At 72.8% G+C, this 13,079-nt stretch carries 9 protein-coding genes; 8 read left to right on the top strand and 1 reads right to left on the bottom strand.

Annotated features, from left to right (window positions below; genetic code table 11):
- Positions 1 to 227 precede the first annotated feature (227 nt).
- A complete protein-coding gene (locus ACFY8U_RS04455) occupies positions 228 to 2,678 on the top strand; it encodes an MFS transporter (protein WP_389565479.1) in 2,451 nt (816 codons plus the stop codon).
- 72 nt (positions 2,679 to 2,750) lie between these two features.
- Here the strand turns inward: ACFY8U_RS04455 and ACFY8U_RS04450 are convergent, their stop codons facing one another.
- Positions 2,751 to 3,836 (bottom strand): hypothetical protein, encoded by a 1,086-nt coding sequence (locus tag ACFY8U_RS04450; RefSeq protein ID WP_389565476.1) that lies wholly within the window; start codon positions 3,834 to 3,836, stop codon positions 2,751 to 2,753.
- 304 nt (positions 3,837 to 4,140) lie between these two features.
- Here ACFY8U_RS04450 and ACFY8U_RS04445 point away from each other — a divergent pair, with 304 nt between their 5' ends.
- The 7 genes from ACFY8U_RS04445 to ACFY8U_RS04415 all read left to right on the top strand — a co-directional run bounded on the left by ACFY8U_RS04445 (position 4,141) and on the right by ACFY8U_RS04415 (position 13,068).
- Positions 4,141 to 6,501 carry a collagenase gene (locus tag ACFY8U_RS04445; protein ID WP_389565474.1) on the top strand — a complete coding sequence of 787 codons (2,361 nt, stop codon included), beginning with the start codon at positions 4,141 to 4,143 and terminating at the stop codon, positions 6,499 to 6,501.
- A 103-nt stretch (positions 6,502 to 6,604) separates the two neighbouring features.
- The gene (locus ACFY8U_RS04440; protein WP_389565472.1) at positions 6,605 to 7,819 is read left to right on the top strand and encodes an NAD(P)/FAD-dependent oxidoreductase; all 1,215 of its coding nucleotides are present in this window, start codon (positions 6,605 to 6,607) and stop codon (positions 7,817 to 7,819) included.
- A 32-nt stretch (positions 7,820 to 7,851) separates the two neighbouring features.
- Positions 7,852 to 8,166 (top strand): (2Fe-2S)-binding protein, encoded by a 315-nt coding sequence (locus ACFY8U_RS04435; protein ID WP_361594588.1) that lies wholly within the window; start codon positions 7,852 to 7,854, stop codon positions 8,164 to 8,166.
- On the top strand, positions 8,147 to 9,613 hold the full coding sequence (locus tag ACFY8U_RS04430) for an FAD-dependent oxidoreductase (RefSeq protein ID WP_389565469.1): 1,467 nt from the start codon (positions 8,147 to 8,149) through the stop codon (positions 9,611 to 9,613). The genes ACFY8U_RS04435 and ACFY8U_RS04430 overlap by 20 nt, the downstream gene beginning before the upstream one ends.
- A gap of 69 nt (positions 9,614 to 9,682) precedes the next feature.
- Positions 9,683 to 10,591, top strand: a complete 909-nt coding sequence (locus tag ACFY8U_RS04425) for a dihydrodipicolinate synthase family protein (protein ID WP_389565466.1) — start codon at positions 9,683 to 9,685, stop codon at positions 10,589 to 10,591.
- 54 nt (positions 10,592 to 10,645) lie between these two features.
- Positions 10,646 to 11,650, top strand: a complete 1,005-nt coding sequence (locus tag ACFY8U_RS04420; protein ID WP_389565462.1) for a proline racemase family protein — start codon at positions 10,646 to 10,648, stop codon at positions 11,648 to 11,650.
- Positions 11,651 to 11,754: 104 nt separating this feature from the next.
- Positions 11,755 to 13,068, top strand: a complete 1,314-nt coding sequence (locus ACFY8U_RS04415) for an aldehyde dehydrogenase family protein (protein ID WP_389566167.1) — start codon at positions 11,755 to 11,757, stop codon at positions 13,066 to 13,068.
- Positions 13,069 to 13,079: the final 11 nt, after the last annotated feature.

Genomic DNA, 13,079 nt, shown 5'->3' with positions numbered 1-13,079 from the left:
CTCACCGATTCGAGTGGTCTTCCCGCGACCCCCGCACCGGCGCCCCGCGCGCCCGGGGGTTGCGGGGCTCTCCGTAAACGCGCTGATGAGCGCCCCAAGTGCGCCGCCTCGCAGGCCCGTTCACCACCCCGGGCGCAACTGACCTCCCGTGCCGTCCGACTTGCCCCCGCTTCGCGCCCAATGCGAAGAATGGCGCGGCGCTGATGTCGTGACGAGGGGAGCAGCACGTGGGTGCGATCACGCTGGCGAAGGACGACGTACCGCGCGTCGCGGACGATCCGCCCTCCGGCCAGGCGCCGATGCCCCCGGCCGGGGACGGGGCCCTCGATCCCCGCCGCGTTCGGCTCGTCTTCTTCGGCCTGATGCTCGCGCTGCTGCTCGCCGCGCTGGAGCAGATGATCGTCGCGACCGCCCTGCCGAAGATCGTCGGCGAACTCCAGGGCCTGGACCGGATGTCGTGGGCGATCACCGCCTATCTCCTGACCGCCACCATCGGCCTGCCGATCTACGGAAAGCTCGGCGACCTCTTCGGCCGCAAGGGCGTCTTCGTCTTCGCCATCGTGGTCTTCGTCATCGGCTCGGCCCTGGCCGGCTGGTCACGCTCCATGGACGAGCTCATCGCCTTCCGCGCCGTCCAGGGAGTCGGCGCGGGCGGCCTGATGATCGGCGTCCAGGCGATCATCGCGGACATCGTCCCGGCCCGGGAACGCGGCCGGTACATGGGACTCATCGGCGCCGCCTTCGGACTCGCCTCCGTCGCGGGCCCCCTGCTCGGCGGCTTCTTCACCGACCACGTCTCCTGGCGCTGGTGCTTCTACTTCAACGTGCCCTTCGGCCTCGTCACGCTCGCCGTCGTCGCCGTGGTGCTCAAGCTCCCCAGGCCGAAGACCCGGGCCAGGCTCGACGTCCTCGGCTCGGTCCTGCTCGCCGCCGCCTCCACCTGCCTGGTCCTGCTCACCAGTTGGGGCGGGACCGAGTACGCCTGGGACTCCAGGGTCATCATCGGTCTCGGCGCCGGGGCGGCCGCAACCACGCTGCTCTTCCTCGTCGTCGAGCACTTCGCTCCCGAACCGCTCATCCCGCTGCGACTGTTCCGCGACTCGGTCTTCACCGTCACCAGCCTCGTCGGCGCGGTCGTCGGCATCGCGCTCTTCGGCGCCGCCAGCTATCTGCCGACCTTCCTGCAGATGGTGGAGGGCGCGAGCGCCACCGAGTCCGGCCTGCTCATGCTGCCGCTGATGGGCGGGATCGTCCTCGCCTCGATCGTCTCGGGGCAGCTGATCACCCGCACCGGCCACTACAAGATCTACCCGGTGCTCGGCGGAGCCGTCTCCGTCGTCGGCATGTGGCTGCTCTCCCGGATGGAGACGGACACCCCGCGCCTCCACCACAGCGTCTGGCAGGCCGTCCTCGGCGTCGGCATCGGCCTGGTCATGCCGGTGCTGATCCTCGCCGTCCAGAACTCCGTACGCCCCGGCGACCTCGGCACCGCCACCAGCGCCCACAACTACTTCCGCCAGATCGGCGGCAGCGTCGGAGCCGCCGTCTTCGGCACCCTCTTCGCCTCGCGGCTCGACGACGCCCTCGCCGACTCCCTGCCCCGTACGGCCGGATCGCCGCTGCCCGCCGCCGAATCGATCACCCCCCAGGCGGTGCACGCCCTGCCGCCCGCCCTGCGCGACGCCTACATCCAGGCGTACGCGGACGCGATGCCGCGCATCTTCCTCTACCTCGTGCCGGTCCTGGTGCTCGGCCTCGTCCTCGCCTTCTTCCTCAAGGAGCAACCGCTGGTGTCCCACCACACCCCCACCCCCGAGGCCCCCACCGCCGTCCCGCGCGCCCGCGCGGCCGCCGCCCCCGCCGCCTCCGGCGGCTACCCGGCGGGCCTCCCGGTCTGCGGCACGGTCCAGCACCACGACGGAAGCCGGGTCCCGCGCGCGGCCCTGACCCTCATCGACGTCCAGGGGCACCAGATCGGCCGCGGCGGCAGCGGCGAGGACGGGCGGTACGCCCTGAGCGTCCCCGGGCCCGGCGCGTACGTCCTGATCGCCGCGGCCGGCGGCCATCAGCCGCAGGCCGTCTCCGTCACCGTCGGCGAACGGCCGGTGGAACTCGACGTCGTCCTCGGCGGCGCGGGCCGCCTCGCCGGCTTCGTCATGACCGCCGACGGGACCCCCGTACGGGACGCGGCGGTCACCCTCACCGACGTACGCGGCGAGGTCGTCGCCTCGACCCGCAGCGGACGCGAGGGTGGTTACGTCATCACGGAGCTGGTGGCGGGGGAGTACACGCTGGCCGCCAGCGCTCCGGCCTTCCGGCCCGCGGCGCTGCCGGTGAGTGTGCAGGCCTCCCGCGAGACCCGCCAGGACATCGAGCTGGCGGGCGGCGCGGTGCTGCGCGGGACGGTGCGCGCGGGCGGGGAGCGCAGCGAGATGGGGGTCCCCCCGCCGGGAGGGTGGGGGAGGCCCGTCGAGGACGCGCGCGTCACGCTGCTCGACGCGGCGGGGAACGTCGTCGACACCCTGACGACGGGGCCGGACGGCACCTTCCGGTTCGTGGACCTGTCCTCGGGCGAGTACACGGTGATCGCGGCGGGCTATCCGCCGGTCGCGACCGTGCTGCAGGTGGCGGGCGGCGGACGCACCGAACGGGACCTGCAACTCGGTCACGAGGACTGACTGCCGGAAGGAGGGCTCCGCTCGGGACACCGGGCGGAGCCCCCGTTTCGCGCGGAGGTCTGCCCGGGGAGATCAGGAGGCGGCGGTCGCCCTGCGCAGCGTGTCGATGCAGCTGCTGATCGCCGCCTGAAGGGCTTCGAGGCGCTGGAGCATGTCGTCCTCGACGACGTCCTCCTCCAGGACCTCGTCGAGCGTCAGCTCCTCGAAGACCTTCGTCGCCTTCTGCAGGCTGTTGTAGAACTTCGTCCGGCGCTCCTGGACGCGCAGCGCGGGATCCGCCTCGACGGCCTCGGCGACCATCCCCTTCACCGCGTCGTACGCCTCGCCGGCCCACTCGCCCGCCCCCTCGGCGTCGTCGAGCTCGTCGATCAGGGAGAGGTGCCGCTCCGCCTCGGCGCGCAGCGCGGCCGGCGCTTCGACCGTCTGCCCGGCGGGCGTCCTGATCTGGCCCTTCTCCGCGATCTGCCGGACGTACGCGATCCGGTCGGCCGCCTTGGCCTCGCCGGCCACGGCCTTCTTCAGCTCGTCGGTCCTGGCGATGGCGCGGGCCATCTCGGTCTGCAGCGCCGGGTCCTCCTTCATCCGGTCGAGCAGCGCGCCCCGCGCGGCCTCGGCCGTGCCCGGGTCGGCGAGGATCGCGGCCCGCAGGGCGGTGGGGTTCTCCGCGACCTCCAGCGCCTTCGTCGGACGGATGCCCTCGGCCTCGGCCGCGGCGGTGATCGCGTGCCCGCGCACGGAGGAGGCGCTGGAGCGTGAGGAGTAGTACGACAGCCAGACGTCGGCCTCGGGCAGCTCGATGTCCTCGCCCGGGACCAGCGCCTCGAACTGCGGGACGAGGCCGTCGTCGGCGGCCATGTCCCAGGCCTTGTAGTACCGCATGACGCGCTCGGGGGAGCACTCCGCCAGCTCGGCGAAGGCCTTCGCCGACACCTTCGCGCCGGAGACCCCGGACTCGTCCGCCGCCTGTCCGCCGGGCCGCACGCTGCGCGCCACCTTCAGCGCGAACGCCCAGCCGCCGGTACGGGCGTAGGCCCCGAACTCACGGGCGTCCCTGACCACCACGTCGGGCACGTCCTGGACGACGAAGTCCGTGGCGTCGGCCTCGTGGGCCTCGTGGGCCTCCGGGGCTGCTTCGGTGGCGACGATCGCGGTGGTCAACGAGGGGTCTCCTGACGGCACGGGGTTCGGGGTGGGTCGGCAACACGCGCCGACAAGCCTATACGCACGCACAGGGGTGATTTGACCCACTTCGCGTCCGGTGCGGGCCGGGAGTGCGTCCAGGGCGGGCCGTGGGCGGGCCGGGGGCGGGCCGGGGAACTGATGCCACCCGAGGGGTTGTCAGTGCAATTTCACATTACTATGTTACAGCGCACACGGCATGGTGAACCTCCGTCAAATGCCGTGCGAACCACAGCAGTTCGCGCTCCACCCCCCACGGCCACCCCCTACAGCAGGAGTTCTGTTGTTCATCCACAGACGCGTGCGCTCGTCCCTGCTCGCCTCCGCGATAGCGGTCACCCTCCTGGCCTCCGCCGGTCAGACCGCCGTCTCCGCGGCCGGTACGGACTCCCCGACCACCCCCGCCGCCCCGGCCCGGGCGCTCGGCGCTGCCGCGCCCCAGGCCGGGCAGAACGCGAACCCCTTCGACGAGGTCGAGCACCTCGCCGCCGCCCCTCGTCAGACCTTCGGGCCCGCCCCCGCCCCCGGCGGCCTCGCCACCGGCCGTGTTCCCGGCCGGGCGCCCGCCGCCACCACCGTGCGGGCCCAGGCCGCGGCCGTGACCACCACCGCGGCCGGCGTCCCCTGCACGCTCGACGGGATCACGGGCCTCGCTCCCGACGCCTTCGCCGACTTCCTCGCCGACCCGGCCGTCACCGCCGACGGCTGTCTGCGCGGCCTCATCTGGACCTGGGACGCCCGGCTCACGCCCGTCATGTCTGACGCCCACGTCCAGGCCGTCGCCCGCCGCATATCGAGCCTGGCCGCCGCCCACGACGGCCGGAACTCCTCCCACCTGGAGGAGATGTTCACCTACCTGCACGCCGTCGCCTACCACGACTTCTCACGCGACGAGATCGACGTCACCGACGCCCCGACCGTCGACGCCATGCGCCGGGCCGTCGCCGACTTCGGTGCCGCCGCCCGGACCTTCGACGTCACCCCGAGCAACGCCCGCACCCTGCGCGAGGCCCTCTACTCCGCCAGCGCCCCGGGCCTGCGCCACCACCAGCTCGCGCTGATCAAGAACGTGCTCGCCACCATGGGTCCCGACCGCCCGGCCACCCACCAGGACGCCGGCTGGGCGGGCGCCGCACTGGCCGCCCTCTCCGTCAACTACCTCGGCGTCTACCCGGGCAACCAGGACACCGCCTTCCACGCGGCGGCGGCCGCCGACCCCGCCTACCGGGCCGCCTTCAAGGCCTTCGCCGGGTACACCCACCTCAAGGGCGGAGCCAACGCCTGGGTGACCCGCGACGCCCTCAGCGAGTACGGCCGCTTCGGCCAGATCGCGGGACTGAAGGACTCCGTCGTCGCCGACCTCGGCGGACTGATCGGCCCGGTCAGGAACGACTGGGGCGCCGGCAGCGCGCCCTGGGCGACCCTTGTCTCCTGGCTCAACTTCTACGAGGCCTGCAAGCCGTACGGGGTGTGCAAGGACGACATCGAGAAGCAGATCTTCCCCTACACGTACACCTACGACAACGGGGCGATCAAGGTCCGCACCGGTCTCGACCGGGCCACCGTCGACCAGCTGTACTACGCGAGCAAGCAGGTCAAGGCGCAGTACCACCGGGTCCTCGGCACCGAGCAGCCGCTCGCCGGCGACCCCAACACCAGCCTGAACATCGTGCTGTACGGCTCCCGCGCCGACTACGAGAACTACCACCCCGTCCTGACCGGGATGGACACGAACAACGGAGGCATCTACATCGAGCGGGGCGCCACCTTCTACACGTACCAGCGCCGCGTGCCGCAGGACTCCTCCCTCACCCTCGAGGAGCTGTTCCGGCACGAGTACGTCCACTACCTCAACGGCCGGTTCGCCGTCCCCGGCTTCTTCGGCGAGGGCCCCTGGTACGAGGGCGACCGCACGACCGCGATGGACGAGGGAACGGCCGAGTTCTTCGACGGCGCGACCCGCGACAACGGCATCGCCGTCCGCAAGTCGCTCGTGCGCAGCATCATCGGTGACACCGCGGGCGGCAACCCGCGGATGAACGTGGAGCAGATCCTCAACGCCACCTACGACGGCGACGGCTTCCGCTTCTACAGCTACGCCGGCACGTTCTTCGAGTACCTCTGGACCGAGAAGCCCTCGCTGCTCCGTGAGATGTACCGCCACCTGCGCAACAACGACGTCCAGGCGTACGACTCCTGGCGCCACCGGATGGGCGCGGACACCTACGTCCAGCGTGGCTACGACCGCTTCCTCGACGCGCAGATCGCCAAGGTCGACGACCTCTACGTCCCGAACACCACCTACACGCCCAACGACCGGCTGCGTGACTCCACGCTCGCCGCCGTCAGGTCCTCCTTCGCCACCGCCACGTACAACACGCCCGACTGCGTCGAGAACGGCGACCCGGGCAAGCGCAGGTTCACCTGCACCGGCCGGATCACGGCCAACCTCACCAGGTGGTCCAGCGACGACCAGAACTTCAAGGACATGTCCGAGACGGTCGACTACTTCCTCCTGGACCGGGCCGGTGCGGCCTCCACCAACCTGGCCGACATGAACTGCAGCTTCGGACCCGTGGAGATCTGGTCCAACAAGACCGCCGGTACGTCGAGTTACAGCTGCGAGGGCCCGCTGCGCAGCTGACCCCACCACAACCCCGTGCCCCGGCCCCGCGATGCGCGGGGCCGGGGCATCGGATTTCTGCGCAGGTCTTGGCGAACGTTGTGCAATGTGAAATATTACTGACGTGCTCACGGGAAACAGCTCGGACGTCATCGTCGTCGGCGCGGGCGTCGTCGGCGCGGCCTGCGCCTACTATGCCGCCCGGGCCGGCCTCACCGTCACCGTCGTCGACCGAGGCCCGGTCGCGGGTGGCACCACGGGCGCGGGGGAGGGGAACCTCCTGGTCTCCGACAAGGAGCCCGGTCCCGAACTCGAACTCGCTCTGCTCTCGGGGGTGTTGTGGCAGGAGCTGGCCGAACTGCTGCCGTCGGGAATCGAGTACGAAGCCAAGGGTGGTCTCGTCGTCGCCTCGGGGGAGGGCGGGATGGACGCCCTGCGCGCGTTCGCCGCCGGACAGGCCGACGCCGGGGTCGATGCCAGGGAGGTCCCGGCCGGGCTGCTGCACGAGCTCGAACCCCACCTGGCGCCCGGCCTCGCGGGAGGCTTCCACTATCCGCAGGACGCCCAGGTCATGCCCGCCCTCGCCGCCGCGCACCTGCTGCGCGCGAGCGCGGGCGGAGGCAGCGGGGCGAGCGGGGCGAGCGGGAGCGGAGGCGGTGGCCGTGGCCGAGGGGCCGTTCGGCTCAGGCTCGGCGAGGAGGTCCTCGCGGTCCTGACCGGATCCTCGGGAGAGGTACGCGGAGTCCGTACCCCGGCGGGCGAGCTCCACGCCCCGAACCTGGTGAACGCCGCCGGAACCTGGGGCGGTGACCTCGCGCGCCTCGCCGGAGCGGAGCTTCCCGTCCTGCCGCGCCGGGGCTTCGTCCTGGTCACCGAACCCCTGCCGCGCGTGGTGCGCCACAAGGTCTACGCGGCCGACTACGTGGCCGACGTGGCCAGCGGATCGGCCGCGCTGCAGACCTCGGCGGTGGTCGAGGGCACCCCGGCCGGCCCGGTCCTGATCGGCGCCAGCCGGGAGCGCGTGGGCTTCGACCGCACCCTCTCCACCGAGGTGCTGCGGCGCCTGGCGGCCGGGGCCACCCAGCTCTTCCCGGTGCTCGCCGGGGTCCGGGCGATCCGGACGTACGCGGGCTTCCGCCCGTATCTGCCGGACCATCTCCCGGCGATCGGCCCGGATCCGCGCGTCCCCGGTCTGCTGCACGCCTGCGGCCACGAGGGGGCCGGGATCGGACTCGCGCCGGTGACCGGGCAGATCGTCGCCCGCTGTCTCACCGGGGCCGAACCTCCGCTCGACATCGGGCCGTTCAGGCCCGAGCGATTCGCTTCCGTGACCTCCTGAACCCGCACACCCGTCCCGAGAGGAGAGGCCCCGTGGCCCGTACCCCCACCGACCTGGTCGGGGCGCAGCCCGGCCCGCCGTTCGAGATCACCTTCGACGGCCGCCCGATCACCGCCCTGCCCGGGCAGTCCGTCGCAGCCGCGCTGTGGGCGGCCGGAATCCTCGCCTGGCGCACGACCCGGAAGGACGGCCGTCCGCGCGGCGCGTTCTGCGGCATCGGCCAGTGCTACGACTGTCTCGCCACGGTCAACGGGCAGCCCAACCGGCGGGCCTGCCTGGTCCCCGTCAGCCCCGGCGACGCGATCACCACGCAGGAAGGGCACGGCCATGACCGCCTCGGGGTCTGAACGGGACGAGACGTACGACCTCGCGGTCGTCGGTGCGGGCTCCGCCGGTATCGCCGGCGCGGTCGCCGCGTCCGGACTCGGCCTGACCGTCGCCCTCGTGGACGCCTCCCCGCGGACCGGTGGACAGTTCTACCGGCATCCTGCACCGGCCCTGGGGGCCGTCCGGCCCGAGGCCCTGCACCACGACTGGTCGGCCTTCCGTGACCTGAGCCGCCGCCTGGCGGACTCCGACGTGACCCACCTGGCCGGACACCATGTGTGGAGCCTGACCAGGAGCGGCGGGGCGCCCGAGGGCCTCTGGACGGTGCACGCCGTCACCGGATCCGACGGCGCCGAGGCACGCCCCGCGACGGTCCGCGCCCGCGCCGTGCTGCTCGCCACCGGGGCGTACGAGCGTCAACTGCCCTTCCCCGGCTGGACCGTGCCCGGAGTCGTGGGGGCCGGCGGAGCGCAGGCCATGCTCAAGTCGGGCCTGGTGCTTCCAGGGAGGCGTGTGGTCGTGGCCGGCAGCGGTCCGCTGCTCCTCGCGGTCGCCTCGTCGCTGGCCGCGGCCGGTGCGCGGGTTCCGGCGGTGGTGGAGGCCTCCGGATATCTGCGGTACGCCCGGAGCCCCCGGACGCTCGCGAGGAACCCCCGCAAGGCCGCCGAGGCGCTGCTCCACGGTGGCGCGCTGCTGCGGCACGGCGTACGGCTCCGGACGCGCAGCGCCGTCACCGAGGTGCACGGCACCGACCGTGTGGAGGCCGTCACCGTCTCGCGGCTCGACCGTGACTGGCGGCCCGTACCGGGGCCGGGCCGGCTGATCGCCTGCGACGCGCTGGCCGTCGGGCACGGACTGGTCCCTCAGATCGAGCTTGCCACGGCGCTCGGCTGTACCACCCGCCGCCTGCCGGACGGCACCCTGGCCCTGACCCTGGACCCACTCCAGGAGACCTCGGTGAGCGGCCTCTGGGCCGCGGGCGAGGCCGGAGGCGTGGGCGGCGCGGAACTTGCGCGTGCGGAAGGTGAGTTGGCGGGCCTCGCGGTGGCGGCCCGGCTCAGAGGCAGTCGCGCTCCCGGAGGCCGGGTCCGCGAACTGCGCCGCCGCCGGGACCGTATGCGCGCCTTCGCGGACGTCATGGCCGCCGCCCACGCGCCCGGACCGGGGTGGCCGCGGTGGATGACGGACGAGACGGAGGTGTGCCGCTGCGAGGAGGTCACCGCCGGACAGGTCCGTGAGGCGGTCACCGGCCTCGGCGCGCGCGACGCACGGACCGTCAAGCTGTTCACCCGGGCCGGTATGGGCTGGTGCCAGGGCCGGACGTGCGGGACGGCCGTCGCGTGCCTCGCAGCAGCCGGAGCCGGAGCCGGCACCGTCGAAGCCCCGGCCGAACCCCCTGCCGAGCGCCGCCCGTTGGCCGTCCCGGTCCCGCTGTCGGTGCTCGCCGCACTCGACGAGGAGTCCTGACGGACGGCCCCTTGTGGGCGCTCCGAATCGCTCAGTAAAATGTCACACCATACAGAAAGGTTCGTCGACATGACCGGCACCTCCTGGACCGGCGCCACCCCCTGGCGCGGCATCATGGTCGCCACCACCCTGCCCCTGCGGGACGACCTCTCCGTCGACCACGACGCCTACGCCGAACACGTCCGCCGGCTGATCGACAACGGCTGCGACGGAGTCGTCCCCAACGGCTCGCTCGGTGAATACCAGACCCTCACCGACGAGGAGCGCGCCCGCGTGGTCCGCACCGCCGTCGAGGCGGCGGGCGACGGGGCGCGCGTCATGCCCGGCGTCGCCGCCTACGGCAGCGCCGAGTCCCGGCGCTGGGCGGACCAGGCGGCCGAGGCGGGCTGCGGCTCGGTGCTCCTGCTGCCCCCGAACGCCTACCGCGCCGACGAGACGGCCGTACGCGCCCACTACGCCCACGTGGCGGCGGCGGGCGTGCCGGTGGTCGCGTACAACAACCCGATCGACACCAAGGTCGACCTCACCCCCGGCCTGCTGGCCCGGCTGTACGAGGACGGCTCCGTCGTCGCCGTGAAGGAGTTCAGCGGCGATGTCCGCAGGGCGTACGAGATCGCCGAACTCGCCCCGGAACTCGATCTGCTGATCGGCGCCGACGACGTCCTGCTCGAACTGGCCGTGGCCGGTGCCGTCGGCTGGATCGCCGGCTACCCCAACGCCTTCCCCGCCACCTGCGCGGAGCTGTACCGCGCGGCGGTCGCCGGTGACCTGGCCACCGCGCTGCCGCTCTACAAGTCCCTGCACTCGCTGCTGCGATGGGACTCCAGGACGGAGTTCGTCCAGGCGATCAAGCTGTCCATGGACATCGTGGGCCTCCCCGGCGGCCCCACCCGTCCGCCGCGCCTCCCGCTCACGGGCGAGACGGAGGCCCGGGTGCGGACCGCCACCGAGAAGGCCGTGGCCGACGGCCACCACTGACCGGTACCCACGACCGGCCACGGCCCACCACACCCGCCCAGCGAAAGGAAGCCCGTGCGGACCCGTCATGTCTTCCACGCCGTCGACTCGCACACCGAGGGCATGCCCACGCGTGTGATCACCGGCGGCGTCGGGGTCATCCCCGGCGCCACCATGGCCGAGCGCAGGCTGCACTTCATCGAGCATCTGGACCACCTCCGCACGCTGCTGATGTACGAGCCGCGCGGGCACGCCGCCATGAGCGGTGCCATCCTCCAGCCGCCCACCCGGCCCGACGCCGACTACGGCGTGCTCTACATCGAGGTCTCCGGGCTGCTGCCGATGTGCGGACACGGCACGATCGGCGTCGCCACCGTCCTCGTCGAGACCGGCATGGTGCCGGTGAGCGAGCCGGTCACCACCGTGCGGCTCGACACCCCGGCGGGCCTGGTCACCGTCGACGTACGCGTCGAGGACGGTGCCGCGAAGTCGGTCACCTTCACCAACGTGCCCGCGTTCTGTGTCGGCCTGGACCGCAAGGTGGCCGTGCCCGGGTACGGAACGGTCACCTACGACCTCGCCTTCGGCGGCAACTTCTACGCCTTCGTCCCCCTGGACGACCTGGGCCTGCCCTTCGACCGCGCCCGCAAGGACGACCTCCTCGCGGCCGGACTCGCCGTCATGGAGGCGATCAACGCCTCGCCGGACCGCCCCCTCCACCCGGAACAGCCGGAGATCGAAGGGGTCAAGCACGTCTATCTCGCGGCCCCCGGCTCCGATGCCCGCCACTCCCGCCACGCCATGGCCATCCACCCCGGCTGGTTCGACCGCTCCCCGTGCGGAACCGGCACCTCGGCGCGGATGGCTCAACTCCACGCCAGGGGCGAGCTGCCGCTCGACCGCGACTTCGTCAACGACTCCTTCATCGGTACGAGCTTCACCGGCAGGCTCGTCGCCGAGACCGAGGTCGGCGGGGTGCCCGCCGTCGTCCCGACCGTGACGGGCCGGGCCTGGATCACCGGTACGGCGCAGTACTTCCTCGACCCGGACGACCCGTTCCCCGGAGGTTTCCTCCTGTGATCGCCCACCGCACCGACCGCGACGACCCCGTGGATCTCACCGGCGCCCCGGTCCTCACCTCCCGCAACCCGGCCGATCCGGCCGACGTCCTCCTGCGGATCCCGATGCCCGGCGCCTTCGCGGTGGCCGACGCCGTCGAACGGGCCCGCGCAGTCCACACCGGCTGGCTGCGCGGCGGGGCGGCGGCCCGCTCCGCGGCCCTCGGTGCCGTCGCGGCGGCCGTCGAGGCCGCGGCGCCCGAACTCGCCGCACTCGCCGTACGGGAGGTGGGCAAGCCGCTCACCGAGGCCAGGGCGGAGGTCGCCCGTACCGTCGCGATCTGGCGCTACTACGCCCAGGCCCCCTTCGAGCCGACCGGAGCCGTTCACGAACCTGCCGCGGGGGCCGGACTCCTCCTGACCCGGCGCCGGCCGCACGGCGTGGCCGGGCTCATCACCCCGTGGAACTTCCCCTTCGCGATCCCGAGCTGGAAGGCGGCCCCGGCCCTCGCCGTCGGCAACGCCGTCGTCCTCAAGCCCGCCCCCGAGGCCACCGCGTGCGCGCTGCGCCTGGCCGAGATCGTCCAGAAGGAGCTGCCCGAAGGGGTGTTCACGGTTCTGCCCGGTGGAGCGACCGAGGGGAACGCGCTCGTTTCCGCAGCCGATGCCGTCTCCTTCACCGGCTCGACCGCCGTCGGCCGTGCCGTCGCCGCGTACGCCATGGCCCGGGGGGTCCCGGTCCAGGCCGAGATGGGCGGGCTGAACGCGGCGATCGTGCTGCCGGACGCCGACATCGGACAGGCCGCCGCGCACATCACCGCCGCGATCGCCGGATACGCGGGGCAGAAGTGCACCGCCACCAGCCGGGTCGTCGCCGTCGGCGCCGCCCTCGACCCGCTGCGCGAGGCTCTCACCGAGGCGCTGCGCACCGTCTCTGTCGGCGACCCGGCCGACCCGGCCACCGTCTGCGGTCCGCTCATCGACGAGCGGGCCCGCGACCGGCTCGCCGCGGCCTGGGAGGGGCTCCCCACGCTCGCCGGCGGCACCCTTCCCGCCGCGGGGCCCGGCTGGTACGCGGCGCCGACGCTGGTCGAGAAGGTGGCCCCCGATCATCCGCTGCTGCACGAGGAGGTCTTCGGCCCGATCGCGTCCCTGCTCCCCGCCGACGACCTGGCCCAGGCCGTGCGGATCACCAACTCCGTGCCGTACGGCCTGGTCACGTCGGTCCACACGGCCGATCTGAACACCGCCCTGTACGGCCTCGACGCGCTCGACACCGGAATGGTCCGGATCAACGCCCCTTCCAGCGGTGTGGACTTCCATCTGCCGTTCGGAGGGTCCAAGGAGTCGAGCCTCGGCCCGCGCGAACAGGGACGGGCCGCGCTCGACTTCTATGCGACGAGTCGCACCTACACCCTGTCACCTGCGGAAACAACGTGACATTGTACGGT

This window comes from Streptomyces sp. NPDC012508 (genome assembly GCF_042902595.1).
Classification (GTDB): domain Bacteria; phylum Actinomycetota; class Actinomycetes; order Streptomycetales; family Streptomycetaceae; genus Streptomyces.
This window is presented reverse-complemented; position numbering and strand designations above follow the sequence as displayed.